Annotated in this window: 19 protein-coding genes; 14 read left to right on the forward strand and 5 right to left on the reverse strand. The window is 38.5% G+C overall.

From position 1 onward, the window contains the following. Positions 1-267: 267 nt before the first annotated feature. The 3 genes from rnk to FTT94_RS14530 all read left to right on the forward strand — a co-directional run bounded on the left by rnk (position 268) and on the right by FTT94_RS14530 (position 2703). Positions 268-672, forward strand: a complete 405-nt coding sequence (gene rnk, locus FTT94_RS14520; RefSeq protein ID WP_078192900.1) for a nucleoside diphosphate kinase regulator — start codon at positions 268-270, stop codon at positions 670-672. Between the two features lie 247 nt (positions 673-919). Continuing rightward, positions 920-1882 carry a TauD/TfdA family dioxygenase gene (locus tag FTT94_RS14525; RefSeq protein ID WP_180171016.1) on the forward strand — a complete coding sequence of 321 codons (963 nt, stop codon included), beginning with the start codon at positions 920-922 and terminating at the stop codon, positions 1880-1882. A 116-nt stretch (positions 1883-1998) separates the two neighbouring features. After that, positions 1999-2703, forward strand: a complete 705-nt coding sequence (locus FTT94_RS14530) for a Crp/Fnr family transcriptional regulator (RefSeq protein ID WP_180171017.1) — start codon at positions 1999-2001, stop codon at positions 2701-2703. Positions 2704-2763: 60 nt separating this feature from the next. Here the strand turns inward: FTT94_RS14530 and FTT94_RS14535 are convergent, their stop codons facing one another. After that, complete coding sequence (locus tag FTT94_RS14535; RefSeq protein WP_078189122.1) at positions 2764-3252, reverse strand: TIGR00645 family protein; 489 nt, start codon at positions 3250-3252, stop codon at positions 2764-2766. A 327-nt stretch (positions 3253-3579) separates the two neighbouring features. On the opposite strand from FTT94_RS14535, the gene FTT94_RS14540 reads away from it, so the two are divergent. The 3 genes from FTT94_RS14540 to FTT94_RS14550 are packed head-to-tail and all read left to right on the forward strand — an operon-like array spanning position 3580 to position 6480. Then, complete coding sequence (locus FTT94_RS14540; protein WP_180041543.1) at positions 3580-4371, forward strand: tellurium resistance protein; 792 nt, start codon at positions 3580-3582, stop codon at positions 4369-4371. Between the two features lie 16 nt (positions 4372-4387). Next, positions 4388-5518: a toxic anion resistance protein gene (locus FTT94_RS14545; protein WP_180107246.1), complete on the forward strand. Its 1131-nt coding sequence runs from the start codon at positions 4388-4390 to the stop codon at positions 5516-5518. 41 nt (positions 5519-5559) lie between these two features. Then, positions 5560-6480: a hypothetical protein gene (locus FTT94_RS14550; RefSeq protein ID WP_180171024.1), complete on the forward strand. Its 921-nt coding sequence runs from the start codon at positions 5560-5562 to the stop codon at positions 6478-6480. A gap of 85 nt (positions 6481-6565) precedes the next feature. Here FTT94_RS14550 and FTT94_RS14555 read toward each other — a convergent pair whose 3' ends face one another. Continuing rightward, a complete protein-coding gene (locus FTT94_RS14555; RefSeq protein WP_180171018.1) occupies positions 6566-7174 on the reverse strand; it encodes a DsbA family protein in 609 nt (202 codons plus the stop codon). Between the two features lie 433 nt (positions 7175-7607). On the opposite strand from FTT94_RS14555, the gene ahpF reads away from it, so the two are divergent. Further along, the gene (gene ahpF, locus FTT94_RS14560; RefSeq protein WP_180171019.1) at positions 7608-9173 is read left to right on the forward strand and encodes an alkyl hydroperoxide reductase subunit F; all 1566 of its coding nucleotides are present in this window, start codon (positions 7608-7610) and stop codon (positions 9171-9173) included. A 286-nt stretch (positions 9174-9459) separates the two neighbouring features. On the opposite strand, the gene FTT94_RS14565 is transcribed toward ahpF, so the two are convergent. From FTT94_RS14565 to FTT94_RS14575, 3 genes are all read right to left on the reverse strand, one after another. After that, positions 9460-9714, reverse strand: coding sequence for a YfhL family 4Fe-4S dicluster ferredoxin (locus FTT94_RS14565; protein WP_078194533.1), 255 nt, complete (start codon positions 9712-9714; stop codon positions 9460-9462). A 9-nt stretch (positions 9715-9723) separates the two neighbouring features. Beyond that, positions 9724-11118, reverse strand: a complete 1395-nt coding sequence (gene yegQ, locus FTT94_RS14570) for a tRNA 5-hydroxyuridine modification protein YegQ (RefSeq protein ID WP_180171020.1) — start codon at positions 11116-11118, stop codon at positions 9724-9726. A gap of 80 nt (positions 11119-11198) precedes the next feature. Further along, entirely contained in the window at positions 11199-11615 is a 417-nt protein-coding gene (locus tag FTT94_RS14575) for a Cd(II)/Pb(II)-responsive transcriptional regulator (protein ID WP_180089094.1), read from the reverse strand. Positions 11616-11691: 76 nt separating this feature from the next. Between FTT94_RS14575 and FTT94_RS14580 the strand changes: the two genes are divergently transcribed. From FTT94_RS14580 to FTT94_RS14610, 7 genes are all read left to right on the forward strand, one after another. After that, on the forward strand, positions 11692-12327 hold the full coding sequence (locus FTT94_RS14580) for a cation transporter (RefSeq protein WP_180171021.1): 636 nt from the start codon (positions 11692-11694) through the stop codon (positions 12325-12327). Between the two features lie 301 nt (positions 12328-12628). Continuing rightward, positions 12629-13192, forward strand: coding sequence for a TetR/AcrR family transcriptional regulator (locus FTT94_RS14585; RefSeq protein WP_180171022.1), 564 nt, complete (start codon positions 12629-12631; stop codon positions 13190-13192). A 689-nt stretch (positions 13193-13881) separates the two neighbouring features. Continuing rightward, positions 13882-16503 carry a type VI secretion system Vgr family protein gene (locus FTT94_RS14590; protein WP_180171023.1) on the forward strand — a complete coding sequence of 874 codons (2622 nt, stop codon included), beginning with the start codon at positions 13882-13884 and terminating at the stop codon, positions 16501-16503. Between the two features lies 1 nt (position 16504). Continuing rightward, positions 16505-17011: a DUF4123 domain-containing protein gene (locus tag FTT94_RS14595; protein ID WP_111885353.1), complete on the forward strand. Its 507-nt coding sequence runs from the start codon at positions 16505-16507 to the stop codon at positions 17009-17011. Between the two features lies 1 nt (position 17012). Further along, positions 17013-17438: a hypothetical protein gene (locus FTT94_RS14600; RefSeq protein ID WP_111885352.1), complete on the forward strand. Its 426-nt coding sequence runs from the start codon at positions 17013-17015 to the stop codon at positions 17436-17438. Further along, the gene (locus tag FTT94_RS14605; RefSeq protein WP_180056089.1) at positions 17429-18151 is read left to right on the forward strand and encodes a hypothetical protein; all 723 of its coding nucleotides are present in this window, start codon (positions 17429-17431) and stop codon (positions 18149-18151) included. The genes FTT94_RS14600 and FTT94_RS14605 overlap by 10 nt, the downstream gene beginning before the upstream one ends. 3 nt (positions 18152-18154) lie before the next feature. Then, entirely contained in the window at positions 18155-18661 is a 507-nt protein-coding gene (locus FTT94_RS14610) for a hypothetical protein (RefSeq protein WP_111885350.1), read from the forward strand. Positions 18662-18816: the final 155 nt, after the last annotated feature.

Consider the following 18816-nt stretch of genomic DNA (forward strand, 5'->3'; position numbering starts at 1 on the left):
ATGAAATACGGTATTCTGATGTGACAAAACCTGAATCCTGGTCGTTAAAGTGTTTGTTTGCACTCATATTTTAACTGTTAGGACTCAGGTTTTTTTATTTAAAGCAAACTATGGGACAGCAGTGCCCTCAAGGGGGCTTTTTTTTATGTCATCAGAAAAATTCAAAAGTTATCTAAACATTTATATTTCTGATATAACGGAATAAGAGATAACAAAAAATTTGCCCATCGCTATAGATCTGTTGGCAAGGTCGCAAAGGAACTTTATATGAAAAAACCCAATATTATTCTTTCAGAACAAGATTTACATCGCTTAGAAACCATGTTGGAGCATCAGTCTAAGTTGACGCCGACGATGGAGCATTTGGAAGATGAGATGGCGCGTGCTGAAGTGGTTGCTCCACAAGATGTCCCTGCCAATGTGGTGAGTATGAATGCCAAAGTTCTCATTAACATTGCACCTGCGACAGAAGCAACCGAAATTACACTGGTCTATCCACATGATTTTCGTGGCGATAAAGGTCAAGTCAATGTTTTGGCTCCAGTGGGCGCTGCCATTTTAGGTTTGGCTGAAGGGCAGGAAATAGAATGGCCGCAGCCTGATGGTCACACCATGAAAGTCAAAATCATTAAAGTGCTCTATCAACCTGAGCGTGAAGGGAATTATCTATAATTCCGCTGTGATATACAGATATAATCCGTACACAAAGCCATCGATACCGATGGCTTTTTTATTTTTTCTTTATTGCATTTTTAGATATGAAATGGGCAAAAGTTGTTAAGCAGATTTCATCACAACCATAGCAGTTTAACTTGGGAAAACTGTCAAAGAATTGACAGAGTCATGGGCACGAAGTCGGCACACTGTATTTCAACAACACCATCGTTGCTTAATAATTTGAAGAATAAGGTAGAGCCCTATGACACACTTAGAATCGAATCATTACAATCCAGACTATCAATATCAGCATATTGAAGTAAAACCTGTAACCGGTCGTATTGGTGCCGAAATTTCTGGCATTCAGTTGTCTGGAAGTTTAGACAAAAGCGTGGTCGATGAATTTAATCATGCACTTTTAAAATATAAAGTTGTATTTGTGCGTGGACAGCAAGATCTCACAGATCTAGAACAAGAAGCCTTTGCACGACTTTTAGGTAATCCGTTGAATCACCCAAGTGTGCCACTCAAAGATGGTACAGCACATACTTTGTCAATTGACTCACGTGGTGGGCGTGCAGACTCGTGGCATACCGATATTACGTTTTTGCCCAATTATCCTAAAGCCACAATTTTAAGAAATGTAGTTGCACCTGAACATGGTGGCGATACGGTTTGGGCCAATACCGTGACCGCTTATGAAGATTTAAGTCCGGAGCTGCAAAAACTGGCGGAACAATTACGCGCGGTGCATAGTAATAGTTATGACTATGCGGCGCCGAAAGGTCAGTACAATGAAGAAGGTCGCCACTTATTCCGTACCGCGGTAGAAGTAGAAACCGAGCATCCTTTGGTGCGTGTACATCCTGAAACAGGTGAAAGAAGTTTGGTGTTGGGTCACTTCTTTAAACGCTTCATTGGATATAGTCCGGCACAGTCACGACGCCTATTTGAACTCTTTCAAGAGCAAATCGTGCAATGGGAAAATATTGTGCGTTGGCGCTGGGCGGTTGGTGATGTTGCGATTTGGGATAATCGTGCGACGCAGCACCGTGCCATTAATGACTATGGGGACGCGCTTCGTATCGCATCACGTGTCACTATCGAGGGCGATGTGCCTGTCAATGTAAATGGTCAGCCGAGTACTGTACTGAAAAATATTCAAAACACCGACATTTCAAACTTGCGTTCTGAAGCAGGCCGTATTTATGAGAAAGCATCTTAAGTATTAGAGCGTCATTTAAAACAGCATAAAAACAGATAAATAATGCGAAAAACAATGGTTTTACATTTTTCAGCACTTGCCTAAGATCAATGAGATCTTAGGTATTTTTTATAGACGTGAGCGATCAAAAGAACACAGCCCAACAGCATTTGTTGCAAATTTTGCGTAATGAAGACATCTTTCAGGGCTTTAGCGATCAGACTTTAGAACAGCTTGTGCAACAGGTGAAATATTCACGGTTTCATTCGCAGCAGCACATCTTAAAACAACAACAAATCGTGCAAGATATTTATATTTTGCTTTCAGGTACGCTACAAATTGGTTGGTTGCAAAATAATGGTGAATTGATTGTAAATGACTATATCCGTCGCCAGTCGGTATTTAATTTTGTCGCACTCTTACAACAAAAGCCTTTGAGTTATGATTATTTTGCTGCGACACATGTTGAGGTGGCGATCATTTCTGGAACAACGTTTTTAGCGGTTTTACAGCGTGATCCACAGGCGCTTTGGAATGTCGTGCAATCTCTCAGTCGACGTATGTATTTGATGTTTGAGCATAATCGTTATTTGAGAACGGCAACGCTAGAGCAGCGCATCGCAAGACATTTGATTCGACTCTATGAACAATATGGATGTCGGCAGGAAATTCCCCTGAAACTCAGTCAGCAGGAATTTGCAGAGTCATTTAATATTTCACGGCAAACCTTGAATAAACATTTACAGCAATTTGTCCAAACACAAGTGATCGCGTGGAATTATGGACAAATCGTGATCTTGAATCTTGGGCGTTTAAGGCGAATGAGTGAACTTGATGAATAACTAGATTTAAAATTTGACGAGAAGCCATTATCGCAAATGGCTTCATTAACCTTATCTAGATTAGTGCTTACTGATTTTATCCAAATATCCCATCATAAAAGCAGAAAAAACAAAGGTTAAATGCATGATGATGTACCACATGATTTTGTCATTGGGGATGTTTTTCGCATCCATAAAAATACGCAATAAATGAATCGAAGAAATTGCCACGATTGATGCTGCAACTTTGAGTTTTAATGAATTGGCATCCATAGTACCGAGCCAGTTCAATCGATTGGTCGATTCATTTATTTTCAGTTGGGAAACAAAGTTTTCATAGCCAGAAAACATCACCATTACAATCAGTCCGCCCACCATAGTCATATCGACCAAAGAGAGGATGACTAAAATCAGGTCAGCTTCTGAATATTCTAAAATATGCGGAAGGACATGAATGACTTCTTGGAAAAATTTAATCGCGAGCAGTAGCAGTGCAAAGGATAAACCAAAGTACACGGGAGCCAGAATCCAACGTGCTGCATACATTGTGTTATGGAAAAAACGTTCCATTTAAGCCTCTAAAATTATTGATCTAATATTTGGTTCTAAAGTATATGGATTAAATTTTACGATAATTTTAATAATAATTCATGTAGAGTCAGTTGTTTAATTTAAATCTAGATTGAATCTTTGGGTATCTTAAGCTTGAATTCATCTGTGTAGGTCATCATATCCATTGAAATGATGCCGTATGGCTGCTTAGGCGGATCTATAGGCAACGGTTGAATTTAATGACGAAATTTGACCGATGAAATAGATATATTTTTTGCAAAATACTACAAGACTTTTATGGCAAAACTTGTAGTATAAAAATGATTTTATTGAGTTTAATTGGCTATGTCACAAATTGATGTATTGGTGCCGTTAAAGGATATTACGGTAGATCGGGCGGAAGTGCTTTCGATTAAGCGGAATGACCTTGTGCCATTACTGACCGATCAATATCGTCTAAATCATTATGCAGATCAATTAATTCAAGCACAGTCGGTGCTGCTAGACGGTGTTGACCCTCAATTGACGAAACAACTTAGTCAAACTATTGAACAGTTGATTCAAGCTCTAGCCAATTCAAAAAAATATTTAAAAACACGCAAATTTAATGCCCTGCAAAAATGGTTAGGCATCGATTTGGAATATGGTTCAGGACAAGTTGAATATTACAAAAATCTAGATCAATTACTTGATCGGGCAAATCATCTGAGCCAAAAACTACAGTTAGAAATTCAAAAGTCCCAAGCACGTTTTAATCAACTACAAGGCTTACGTGAGCAAATGGCGCGATATATCGTCGCGGCTGAAGAGTTTTTGTTGGAATACCCACAGTTTGTGAAAAATCAGCATCCGCTTGACAACTTTGCAGAACGTTTATCGAAAAAGGTGAATACGTTGCAAACCTTACAAGCCAGTAATGATATTGCGATTACGCAAATGCAGCTTTCTCAGCAGCTTTCTTTTGAATTATTAGATCGATATAAGGAAGCTCAGCAGGTGTTGATTCCAGCATGGCAATATCATGTGAAACAAAGTCGTCAAAGTAACTCGACAAGTTCATTGGAAAAGCTTGATAATAGCCGTGAAAATTTGATTAAAACTTTAAAAAAATCATTAGAGAATTCCTCTAAGTCTTAGAAATATAAGGTGAGTTATGACCGATTTAGATGCCAAAAATTTACCCGTTGAAGTAAGCAAAGAATTGACTGAAGAAAAATTTCAGCAACTCAATTTGCAGGAAATTGGCTTACAAACTTCCGATTTTCACGAAGTCGAAGCTGCACGTAAGGAATTGGCAGATTTAAGTCATAATAGTGTTGCTGAATATGGTAAAAACATTGCCACCAAGACGTCGACCTATACCGATGAATTATTAAATTTGGTGCAAAATAAAGATCTAGATGCGACAGGTCAAAAGCTCAATCAGGTGGTACAAGTCGCACAGCAACTAAACACCACGAGCATTTTAAATAAATCTAAAAGCTCAGGATTTTTTGGTGGTTTACTGAGTAAATTTAAAGGTGCCAAGCAAAGTTTTGATCAGCACTTTAATACCACCAAAGAGCAAATTGATGCTTTGGTTAAAGAAATTGAAACTTCGCAAAATGGCTTAAAAGCGCGTGTAAATACCTTAGATAAAATGTTTGAAGGCGTACAAGACGAATATAAACAATTAGGGGTGTATATCGCCGCAGGTAAGTTGAAAGAGCAGGAAATCCAACAGGAAATTGCAAGATTAACCACACAAGTTCAAGATCAAACAACTACGCAAAAAGTCTATGACCTCAACCATTTGGCCAATAATCTTGAAAAACGTGTGAGTGATCTACAGATCTTGCAACAATCTGCTATGCAGACCTTGCCGATGATTCGCATAATTCAATCCAACAATTTGATGTTGGTCGATAAGTTTTATGCAATTAAAAACATCACATTACCTGCGTGGAAAAACCAAATTAGTTTGGCGATTTCATTGCAGGAACAAAAGAACAGCGTGCAATTGGCAAATAGCATTGATGATGCGACCAATGACCTGTTAAAACGCAATGCCGATTTGTTGCATCAAAACTCTGTCGATACAGCAAAAGCCAATCAGCGTTCAGTGATTGATATCGAAACACTTGAACATGTGCAAAATACCCTCATTAAAACCGTTAATGATGTGATTCAAATTCAGAAAGAAGGTGTACAAAAGCGTGAAGAAGCGACGACACGTATTCGTGCCTTACAAAACAATTTGAATCATTTAGTGATTGAATCGAGTGGTTCAAACCCTTCTTCATAAACGGTGAGGGAGGTGAAAATATAATCTGAAGGAGTATGTCTTTGCCTCCCATTGATGAATATGCGCTAAATCCGCAGCAACTGGAAACAGGGCTTCAAACCATTAAGAAGCGTCAACTTAATTTGACGTTATTGACCTTAACCAGTGTTTCTGTGCTGATCGTTTCAGCTGTGATGTTGTTTATTCAGCATGATATGGTTTATAGCTTTTTTGGCCTAAGTTCTAGCGTACAGCAACTGCATATTCCCGTTAGTGCAGGTGATTTGACATATCAACTCGGTGAGTCTTCCGACTATTTTTTAACCTTTTTATCCTTTATTGGTTGGTTATTTCTGAAACTCATCGTTTCATTTATTGGCGCATTTTTCTTGGTTGGTTTTCTAAAAAAATTTCAATTTTTTAGAATTCGATTCCAATCTTTTGTATTGAAATTTGTCGGCTGGATTTTATCGTTTATTGTGCTTTGGTCAGGCTTAACTTATGTGCAATATGACCTTAATCATGATGACCGTGCAGCAGATCAAAAATTGGTACATTATGAAAAAAATATTCAGGAAAGCCAGCTGGCTTTCGAAATTGAAGATGCACAATTGGCAAAACCTGTGCAAGCCTATTTACTTGCACAAGCTGCTTTGATGCATAAGCCTGTAGATCGTGCGACAGCAATTCCTTTGGTGCAATCCTTAATCAATACCGAGCAACAAAATCCAGCAAAATTCCGTGAATACGGTTTTCAGCCTGAACAGCTCTGGGCGATGCAAAATCAGCTATTTGATAAAACCATGACACCGATGGCGCAAAGCGTGGAAAAACAAGTTCAGCAAGCCAATGTACTAGAAGTTGTTGTACGTTGGGTGTTGATCGCCGTGATAGTACTCACGCTGGTTTTGAGCTTAATTTTGTATCTGCTTTCTCAGCAGTTCAAATCACGGATTAATCGAATTGAGCAGGGACTTCATTAACAGGCCTATTCACTTTTTAGATCATTGCATTGCTCAGAATAAAAACCCCCATCACATAGTATGGGGATTTTTGATATTGGGTAGATTAACTTGCGCGATGAAAAAGTTGTCGAAGTTCCTGTGTAGAAAAAGTCTGATCATTTACTTCGCCATCCACAAGGTAAAAAGGAATGGGGTGCTGTCCCTTTGATTTTACATACTGTGTAATTTCATGCTGACGGTCTGCAATATCTTTATGTTGAATTGAGCGCAGTACTTTCGAGCCATCTAAACCAATGCCTTCAATAATGCTTTTTAAAACCTGAATATCAGCAATATCTTGACCGTGTGCAAATAATGCATGGAATAGGGCTTGAGTCAGGGCATATTGATCCAGAATATTGTCCAAGGCCAAAATAGCTTGATGAGCCAGTTGGCTGTTTGGCACACGTTTCATATGTTCAATACTGACAATCACATCTTCGCTATAAGCGGCAAACTTTGTCATTTCGAGTTTTCGCTTTGCTGCACTCGCACCATACTTATCGGTTAAATACTGCAGCACATCTAAGCCTTGTTCAGGAATTTCTGGAACGCGTTGAATCGGTAATAGCTCTACACGGGTTGCTGTATGTTCATTCCAGTTTTGTTTTAACTTTTGAAATGCGACATAACTCATGGGATAAACAATATCAAATACAAATTCAATTTTCATTATTCTGCTCACTGTTGATTTTATACTTGTAGATCGATGGCTGATTGATGCAAGAGATTGATTGTGGCTTTATTGATGGAACTCAAAAGCAGTCAAATCACCTGATATTTCATTTGATTTAATGCCGTCTTGCTGAAATGAAACTTAAAGCTTTATAAAGATTTTGTAATTAATCAGGACGTAAGTGGGTCTTGCGCAGGCTTGGTGTGATTTCAATAAAAAAGAAAAAAATGAGGGATTTATCACGATATATATGTACGAAATAAATCATTTTAATGTTAATATAGGCCCATATATTTATGATTCAGAAAGAAATTTAATCATTTAATTTGTAAAACCGATTAATTTTATAAAAACAAACCGTTTCACCTATTTAATGGTTTGTTCTATCATTCTCTCATCAAATAAATTTACTCCTCTGGAGACGTTAGTAATGTTAGATCAAAATACTTCTGCTCAATTAAAAACCTTACTTGAACGCCTTGAAGGCCCGATTGAAATCGTCGCGACTTTAAACGGCACAGACAAATCAGACAAAATTAAAGAATTGGTAGAAGAAGTTGCAGCACTATCTCCACAAGTGACTGCTCGTTTCGATGGCACAAACAAACGTGCGCCAAGCTTTGGTATTGCAAAAGCAGGTGAAACTCCACGTGTATTCTTCGCAGGTTTGCCGATGGGCCACGAATTCACTTCTTTGATTTTGGCATTGTTACAAACCTCTGGTTATGCACCGAAAGTTTCTGACGAAGTACTGAACACCATCAAAGGTCTAGGTCTTAAAACTGACTTTGATGTGTTTGTATCTCTAAGCTGCCATAACTGTCCTGACGTGGTTCAAGCACTTAACTTGATCGCAATTTACAACCCGGGTACAACTGCAACCATGATTGATGGTGCATTCTTCCAAGACGAAGTGGAAGAACGCAAAATCATGGCTGTACCAATGGTATTCCAAGACGGCAACCACATCGGTCAAGGTCGTATGACGTTGGAAGAAATCATTGCTAAATTAGACACCAACTCTGCTGCAAAAGATGCTGAAAAGCTAAATGCCAAAGAAGCCTTTGATGTCCTTGTGATTGGTGGTGGCCCTGCGGGTAATACCTCTGCAATCTATGCAGCACGTAAAGGCATTAAAACCGGTATCGTGGCTGAACGCATGGGCGGTCAGGTCATGGATACGATGGACATTGAAAACTTCACGTCGATTCAAAAGACTCAAGGTCCTAAGTTTGCTGCTGAAATGGAAGCACATGTACGTGAGTACGGTGTGGACATTATGAACTTGCAACGTGTATCTGACATCAAAGGTGCTGACCAAACAGCTAATGGCTTAGTTGAAGTGACTTTAGAGAATGGTGCAAAACTTGAATCTAAAACAGTGATTCTATCGACTGGTGCACGTTGGAGAGAAATGAACGTTCCGGGTGAACAAGAATACCGTACTCGTGGTGTTGCATACTGCCCACACTGTGACGGTCCATTGTTTAAAGGTAAACGTGTTGCGGTGATCGGTGGTGGTAACTCAGGTGTAGAAGCAGCGATTGACCTTGCAGGTATTGTGGAACATGTAACGCTAGTTGAGTTTGATACTAAGCTTCGTGCTGACCAAGTGCTTCAAGACAAGTTAAACAGCTTACCGAATACCACTGTGATCATGAATGCATTGTCTACAGAAGTGGTCGGTGATGGTTCACAAGTCACTGCACTAAAGTATAAAGATCGTGCAACAGATGAAATCAAAACGATTGAATTGGCTGGTATCTTCGTACAAATCGGTTTGTTACCAAATACTGATTTCTTAAAAGAAACAGCGGTTGAACTTTCAAACCGTGGTGAGATCGTAATTAACGAGCGTAACGAAACCAATGTAAAAGGTGTATTTGCTGCCGGTGATTGTACAACAGTACCGTACAAACAAATCATCATTGCGACAGGTGAAGGCGCGAAAGCATCATTGTCTGCTTTTGATTACATCATCCGCTCTGGTCAATAAAAGAAAGGCCAGTGGGTTTCGAGAAACACACTGGCCGCGCTGAATGTTGTCATTTGAATATTATTTTTCTTAATATTCTCGTTTTACAGGAACTTTGGACGCTAACACCGGAGTTCCTTTTTTTGTCTGCAAAATTAGGATTCAAAAATGTCCCCACACATTTTGAATCCTATTCGTTGCCCAGCTATTTTTGTTTTACAACCTTATTTTTATACTTTCCCCAAGGTTGTTTCTCTATAAAATATAAAGCGGAGTAAGCAATTAATATACCAATCTCACCATGCATTTAAGATTTAAATAAATTCAAACCTTTAAACTTCTCCAATAAATCAGTTTGGCTTTCTATATGCTCCGGATGTGGAATAATGCACTCAATCGGACAAACTGAAACACAAGTTTGGTGCTCATAGAAACCGACACATTCAGTACAACGTGCGACATCGATTTCATAAATCTTTGAGCCTTCATAAATAGCGTCATTGGGACATTCAGGTAGACACATGTCACAATTGATGCATTTATCTGTAATCAACAAAGCCATAAAGCGAACTCAAGCCTGATAAGCTAAAGATGAAGCCGAAATATCTACGGTCGAATTGGGTAAATTACGAATCAGTAGGGCATAACGCATATCCACATCGGCAGGCACAGGAATATCAACGATATGACCTGAACCTTTGGCATCGTCAATCAGATTACCTTTTTTATCTTTCATTTCAGTTAAAACGAAGGTGATATTGCCTGAAGTGGTCATCAGTTCTAAAGAATCACCCACAACAAAACGGTTTTTCACTTCGATTTTAAGAGAGTCACCATCGCGTTCTAAAACTTCACCTACAAACTGTTGATGATCAAAACGTGAAGAGCCGGTTTCATAGTTTTGATATTCACTATGTACATGGCGGCGTAGAAAACCTTCGGTATAACCACGGTTCGCAAGACCTTCAAGTTGTGACATGAGAGCTGGGTCAAATGGTTTACCAGAAAGGGCATCATCGATGGCTTTACGATAAATTTGAGCGGTACGCGCACAGTAGAAATAAGACTTGGTACGGCCTTCAATTTTTAAAGAATGAATGCCCATTTTGGTTAAACGGTCAACATGCTGTACAGCACGCAAGTCTTTCGAGTTCATGAAATAAGTGCCATGTTCATCTTCTTCGGCAGCAAACATGTCTTCTTCATTGCGTTGTAATAAAACCGGCTCGCCGAATTGGTGTTGTTCTAGGGCGTGTTGCTCATCGGCATTTTTATTATTGCAGCATGATGATTCTTCAATTTGTGTGACTGGAATAACATCACCAGTTTCATCTTCAACTGCATCGTAAATTTTATAATCCCAACGGCATGCATTGGTACATGCACCTTGGTTTGCATCACGTTTATTCATGTAGCCAGAAAGTAAGCAACGACCGGAGTAAGCCATACATAATGCACCATGTACGAAAACTTCAATTTCCATATCAGGTACATTGTGTTTAATTTCTTCAATTTCTTCGATTGATAATTCACGTGACAAAATGACACGTGTCAGTCCCATATTTTTCCAAAATTTAACCGTTGCCCAGTTCACCGCATTGGCTTGTACAGACAAATGAATGGACACTTCTGGAAAATGTTCACGCACCATCATGATCAGACCAGGGTCAGACATGATCAGTGCATCAGGATTCATGGCAACCACAGGTTCAAGGTCACGGATGAAATTTTTCAGTTTTGAGTTATGAGGTTGGATGTTTACCACCACATAAAACTTTTTACCTAAGGCATGAGCTTCTTCAATGCCAATTTTTAAATTGTCATGGTCGAAAGCATTATTGCGCACACGTAAGCTATATCGCGGCTGACCTGCATACACGGCATCTGCGCCATAAGCAAAAGCGTAGCGCATATTTTTTAATGAGCCAGCAGGTGAGAGGAGTTCGGTTACGTGTTGAATCGTCATGTCAATAAAGGCATAAAAAATTTATGGCTTTATTGTAGTGATCTAAAAAAAGGATTCAACCAAGTATTTTAGTTGGGTTTTCAAGATATTCCGTTTTCCAAATGTTTTAAAATTTGGCAATCATTAATTTGACTGGTTTCATTACAACTGGCACGGAGCTTACTTAACTGTATTTTAAAATTTTCTAATTCTTTAATTTTTTCAGAAACTTGACGAATGTGATTGTCAATTAATTCATTCACAGCATGACAGCTTTGCGTAGGGGATTGCTCAAGTTCAAGCAGGGTTTGAATCTCGGTGAGAGAAATATCAAGGTTTCGACAGCGCTTAATAAAAACCAAACGTTTGTACATTTCTTCATCATAATAGCGATAATTGTTGTCTGCGCGGAAGCTAGGTTTCAGCAGTTTTTTCTTTTCATAAAAGCGAATACTGTCAACGCTTACCCCAGATTTGGTGGACAATTCTTTAATCAAATAATGTTTTTGTACGTTCATGCTTGACCTTGGAGTGAGTCCATAGTTTTGAATAAGAATAATACAAATCCATTGATTTTTAAATTGGAGCACATTTATGGCATGTACATGTAGTCATGAGCCAGCACCAAGCAAACCCAACAGTAAATTTCGTATCGCGCTTTGGATCGCCTTAATCATTAACGCCATGATGTTTTTGGTGGAACTGATTGGCGGGGCTTATGCACATTCTTCTGCGCTTTGGGCGGACTCGTTAGATTTCTTTGGTGATGCTGTTAATTATGGGGTTTCATTAGCCGTGCTTGGCGCCAGCTTATATTGGCGTGCAACAGTTGCCTTGGTTAAAGGTTTTGTTATGGCAGCGTTTGGTATCGTGGTGATTGCCAAAGTGCTCTATGCCTATGCCAATGGGATCGCTCCTGAACCGATCACCATGGGTGTGATTGGTATTTTGGCCTTAGTCGCTAATGTCATTTGTGCATATGTTTTATATGCCTTCCGAGAAGGCGACTCCAATATGCAATCCGTTTGGCTATGTAGCCGTAATGATGCGATTGGTAATGTCGCGGTGATCTTGGCGGCTGTTGGGGTATTTGGTACAGGCAGTCTATGGCCAGATTTGATTGTGGCCGCAATCATGGCAATTTTAGGTTTAACGGGCGGTTATCAGGTGATTCGAAAAGCACTGCAAGAGCGTAAGCAAAAAGATATTATGAGTACCCCTTGCTCTTAAATACTTACTCTTAAATCCACCGTTAATGGCATTCATTTTATCCATGTTTTTAACGCAGATGAAGAGTCGTTAAGTCGCTAGTTGATATTAAAATAGCAGTCAGTTTTATACGAAATTTTCTTGACTGCTATATCGATAAATCTTCTGAAATCAGACTGTATTTAATGGGATGCTGAAGTTTTATCTACAGACTCCAATTAAGTTATGCTTTACAATAGCGCGCGAAAATCATGTTTAAAAATTAGGTTTTCTACCTTAAAAGCTTTATGTTTAGGCCCCATTGGTGCATCAGGTAAATTAAATGTCGAAAAAGCAAGACATCATTAACGTTGCGCTCCAACTCTTCAATTCTTATAGCTATAACTCGATTGGTATAGATCGAATTATTGGGGAATCGGGCGTTGCTAAAATGACGTTTTATAAATATTTCCCCTCTAAAGCCAAATTAATTGAAGAATGTCTCGTGATTCGAAATCTTAATTTACAGGAATCACTTGAAGCTGCTATTGCAGAATGTGATCCAGAAGACCATCTTTCGCATATTAAAACCATTTTTGCTTGGTACGATGCTTGGTTTCGTACCGCAGATTTTAATGGTTGTATGTTTCAAAAAGCAGTAGAAGAAATATCTAAAGTTTATCCGTCTTCATTGCAACCTGCGATCGATTATAAAGACTGGCTCAAATCAAAACTAAGTACTGCCTTGCAAAATCTGGGCATTCAGCAAACTGAACAACTCGCTGCATTTCTGAGTAGTATTTTGGATGGCATGACCATCCAAGCCCAAATTGACCCCGACCAAGTGCATTTAGCAGATTATTGGAAGCGAGTTGAAACCTTAATTCGTTTGGAATTGGCCGCTTAAAAATTTGTTTGTAGGCATCTAGGTTTTAAATCTAGCGACGACTTATTTGTATTGATTAACAATCAATTTTTTCACATGACTTACGATTCTAAGAAAATAAAAAGCGCGATTATTTGGGGTAATCGCGCTTTGCTGACAATTGTGCGTTCAAATCATTCACTTTGTTAGCTTAAGTCAATGATTTGATTTTCGAACGTTTTATACGTTTTCTCTCATTTATATTTTTACCCTCTGAATGCTAAATTCATTCGGTTTTTGCAGCAAAATAGACAGACTTGTCTGTTTTTTTGAATTATAGGGGATCTTAGGTGAATTACAAGACAGGAAAGAAAGGATTGTATGTTTTTTAATCTAGCTTAAGTTTAAATTAATCCACTATTTTTAAAGATAATATTAAAAAATTGATCATTAAGCTCGATGTTAATTAGACGATAAAACTATTTTTACACTTGTGTGCATGACGCTGTTCGTTGGGTGCAAGTACATGGTCTAAGACCATTTGGTGAATATTTTATATGCAAGAAGTAATTAGTGAGTGGGTTCTCCGCTTTTTATTTTTAAGTGAATTTTTGAATCGTGGATTTTACATAACGAAACATCTTCTATGGTTTTAAGCATTAAGTTTATTGATGAATTTGACTAAACTAGCAGCAAAATTATTTCCATGATTACAATTTAGAATTTTTATTATGTTAGGCAAAATATTTGCTGTATTAGAACAATTGGGTCTATCCGCCCAAAAACGTGCCATTCATGTGCAATTTTCCAACCCTGCGTTGAATGAAGAGCTTTTTATTCAACGTATTGATGGGGAGCATGTCTTAAACCAAGGCCTGCAAGCGACTTTGATTTGCCTATCTACTAATGCACTTATTCCACTAAAACAATTTATTGGCGTACAAGTCGCCGTTGATCAAGTGACCGATCAGGGCGAACTCTTCCGCACCACGGGTATTATTACCGAAGCCACCCAAGGCCAGAGTGACGGTTCACTCACGCTGTATAAACTCACTTTAGAAGATGCAACATCGCTGTGGCATAAACGCAGGAACAGCCGTGTGTTTATGAACAAATCTGTTCGCGATGTCAGTGAAACTCTCTTTAAAGAATGGCAAAGCAAAAGTCCGCTTTTTGCTGCCAGTCTAACGCTAGATCTAAGCGGTTTAGGCCAAAACTATGACGTTCGACCTTTCATCATGCAGTCGAATGAAAGCGATTATGACTTTCTGACCCGACTTTGGCGCAGTGAGGGTATCAACTGGCTCATCGATGAAGCGCAGCTGAAAGTACCACATTCCTCAGGCCCAATTGAAAAACAAAAACTCCGCCTGATTGATGACAATAGCCAATATCAAGCACTCAGCCGTCGTAGTATCCGCTTTCATCGCTCTAGTGCCACAGAAAAACGAGACAGCATCACCAGCTTGATCGGTGAGCGTAGCATTCAACCGACTGCGGTCCATGTGCAGCGCTGGCAAGCCGATGGACTCAGCCAAGAAGAAGGCGCAGGTTCTGTTCAAAGCAAACATCAGCATAGCCAAAGCCAAGACAATGCCAGCTTAAGTTTGGAGCAAGCATGGCATATCAGCCCTGCATGGATGCAAGACTTAAAAGGCGAAGACCAAGCTACCGCTTCATCCAACAGCCAAATTGAAAAATTGAATCAAAACCTAACGCGCTATCACGAGCTACAATCGAAAAAATTCAATGCACAATCGACCGTGCGTGATACACAAGTCGGTTATTGGTTTGAATTGAATGAACACCCAGAAATCGATCAACACAGTGATGCAGACAAACAATTTTTAATCACAGAAAAGAAATTCTATAACCAAAATAACTTACCCAAAGATCTCACTGAACAGGTCAATCAACTGATTGCACAAAGCCAGTGGAAGATTAAACCGATCCATGAACAGGCCGAGCGTCAGGCCAATCAGCTCACATTACAACGCCGCAATATTGCGACGGTTCCTGAATATAACCCACTCGAACATCGTCCAAGCACCCATCCGCAACGTGCCAAAGTCGTTGGACCAAGCGGTGAAGAAATACATGTCGATGAATGGGGACGAATCAAAGTTCGCTTCTTATTTACCCGTGGAGATGACCACAGCCATGATGGCGGTGCAGGCAGCAATGACAATGACACGGACTCTGCATGGGTAGATGTACTGACTCCATGGGCCGGTGAAGGCTATGGCGCACGCTTCTTGCCACGCATTAATGAAATCGTGGTCATCGATTTCTTTGACGGTAACATCGACCGACCATTTGTGGTGGGACGTATACATGAAGCACAGCGCAGTCCGACCCAATTTGATAGTAAAGGCAAACTGCCAGACACAAAAAAACTAGCGGGAATAAAAAGTAAGGAAGTCCAAGGGGAAGGCTTTGGACAACTGCGCTTTGATGACACGACTGGACAAATATCAACACAATTACAAAGTACCCATGGTGCCACTCAGCTTAACCTCGGTAACCTTAGTCATCCCAAAGAAACCGCAGAAAGTGCAGGGCGAGGAGAAGGCTTTGAGCTGAGAACCGATCAATGGGGTGCTATTCGAGCTGGTAAGGGATTATTGATTAGTTCTGCGAGTCAAGAAAACGCCAAAGATATACAATTAAATATAAAAGAGTTGTTAACGCAATTAAATGAATCTATAGAAAAACTCAAAAGTTTAGAAAAAAATGCTCGAGTAAGTAAGGCTTTCCAAGATGAAAACTATCAAATTAGTAATGATTTGATTGCTCAAGTAGAAAATAGTCTAGAAAAGTTTGAGCATCCTAATATTCTGCTTAGTACTCCTCAGGATTTTGTTTCTGTAAGTCAAAAAAACCAAACTCATGTTGCTAAAGAAAATATAAAAATTATATCGGGTCAACAGTTAGATATAAATTCAAATGGTGAGTTTACTGCTCATGCTGCGAAGGGATTAAGCTTTTATACTCAAGAAAAAGGTATAAATATTGTAGCGGCTCAAGGTGAAATTAAAGTTCATGCGCAAAATGATCAAATTGATCTAGCATCTCTCAAGGATTTTAAGATCATGAGTACTGAGAATTCCATTACGATTGCAGCCAAAAAAGAAATTATGCTGACTTGTGGTGGGGGGTACATAAAAATAAAGACTGACGGTTCTATTGATATTAATAGTCCTGGGCTCGTTGAGGTTAGGTCTGCTCAAGCACAATTTGTCAAAGGTACACGTCATAATTTCCAGCTTCCTAATATTTCTACGAAAATATGTATTCCCTGTTTAATTGATGCCGCTCGAAAAGGTTTACCATTTGTGTATAGGGAAATATAGGATGGACATATTACAGTTATCAAAGAAAATTAGTGGTGAAGAATCTAAATATAATTTCTTCCTGTTGATTGATGCAGCTAAAAATTATACTTATATGCGCCATTGGCTTACTTTAAACTATGATAGAAATATCAAATATATAGGTAATTTATTCGATGGAACTGTTGATGATTCTACACCATTAGAATTTTCCCCTTTATTGTTGAATTTAAATAAACTAAATAATCAAAAATTTATTAATGAACTTGTTATAGAAGAAAATTTAGGAATGTTTTCGATATTGAAAACAAATCTATCGAACCAAGAATTGATCAAACATTTTCAGCCATTCTTACAAGCAGAATTACCATCCGGCGAATTAGCATTGTTCAGATTTTATGATCCTTCAGTTATCAAATCATTAAATCGACTATTAGATAAAAAAAATTTAGATATTCTGTTAGAACCTATTGATGGTTGGTGGTATCAAGAAGTATCTGGTGATTTCAAGTTATTGGAGAGGATTTAGAATGGTTATCGAATTTACTAAAGAACAGCTTGAGGAATTTTCTGCAGATCGTGAAGAAAGTCTAGCCTTGTGGAACTGGAATCGGCTAAAAAACACTTATAGTGAACTGGCGATAAAGTATTTTAATAATAATGAAGATAGTGGACTAAAATTCCTGATTACTGCCCAAACAAAAATTCGAAAATATCTGGTAGGAATGGAAAATCATGCTGACTATGACAAATGGAGAGCGGCTTATGGAGAACTATGTTTTATTTTGAATAAAAATAATTTAGATGATGATCCATGGAATCGCAGTTTATTAATAAATAGATTATTTCCACCATTTCTTGCAATTGATATCTTAGCTGGAGTTTTACAAAGCTCTTTAAATTCTTCAGATAGTCAAAAATTCTATGAAGCATTGGAGAAAAAATCGTGGCAATAGCGGCTGATGCAGCAGATATTTTTGGTGGTTGGGGGACAACTGCTGAAAAAGCTGCTGAAAGAGCAGGAACTGCAGCTAAAGTAGGAGCAAGAGCAAATCCTATAGGCGTAATATTAACTGGAATATTCACTCCATCCCCATTAGGAGATGGAACAATTACAGGCATGCTCAATCAAAGAATTGATCTGGCTGAAGAGGATATCGATAATAGTCGTTCGGGTATAACTCAAGAGCAAAAAGATCAAGCATTGGCAGCAAGTAAAGCGAAATCTAAGGAACTTGAGAGATCTTGTAATAGTTCTAATAAGGAGTGTAAGAACGAACAGCATAGTGGTCGTATACAGGCGCAGAATGCAAATAGAATGATTGTGACTGCAACTGAAGCAGGTAGCGTTTGGACAAATCACCCTTTTCCACCGCCTCTAGTACTATGTAAGCAATATGCACTTTCCATGCGTATTGCCATGCTAAAATTAGAAGGTCATAGCAAACCAGATACTAAAATAAAAAGTCCAGTTGATTATCACAAAGGTGCAACTCAAGCCTATAAAGCAATGATCGCTTGGATGGAAGCGAAGACACCATATGGAGTTTCTGTAGGTAAACATTCTTTTAGTTTTGCAGGTCGTCATTTTACTGGTGTTATTCCACCAGATTTTGATGCTAGAAGAATGGATATAGATATTTTGAAGGGCGAAATATTAAAAGGTTAAATAATGACGAATATAGAAAAGATAGTTAATTTTTTTAAGGATCACCCAAAATTTCCATTTTTACAGTGGGATAGAGAATATGACGATTATTGTAGTATGTATCTTTGTTTAAAGAATATTTTAGAAGCATACATACCAAAAGAGCAGATTACAGCTTGGTCTGCTGCAAATGAATACTCTGATTTCAGAAGAAATCCAGATGGAGAGGTATATTATCCTTTGACAATTATTAATGATGCTATCGAAATAGTAATTCACTTAGGAATTTTAAAAGAAAATAAAGATGGTTTAGTCGATGTGAATTCATCAATTCAAATTAGTAGAGATGACAGATGGGGGGATCGTTGGGAAAATAATGCACCTGAAGATGAATGGTATAATGAAGTGGCGATTATGCTTGATCTGAACAATGCTGAGTCATTAAGAAAGACAGATTTTATCTTAAAGACAATTGTTCAAAAAAAACAAACTTATCATGATTTATTAAAGTTGAAAGATGGAACTCTATAAAAAATTAAATTAATTTTTAGTTTTGAAATATAGCCAAATCCTAAAAACTATAGAACAATAGAGATATGGGATATTCAAAAGATTTTAAAGATAAAGTCATAGAAATTATGATTCGAGACGAAATGTCTGTGCGAAAAGCAGCACAGCATTTTAAC

The organism is Acinetobacter sp. YH12027 (assembly GCF_013420085.1).
Taxonomy (GTDB): domain Bacteria; phylum Pseudomonadota; class Gammaproteobacteria; order Pseudomonadales; family Moraxellaceae; genus Acinetobacter; species Acinetobacter amyesii.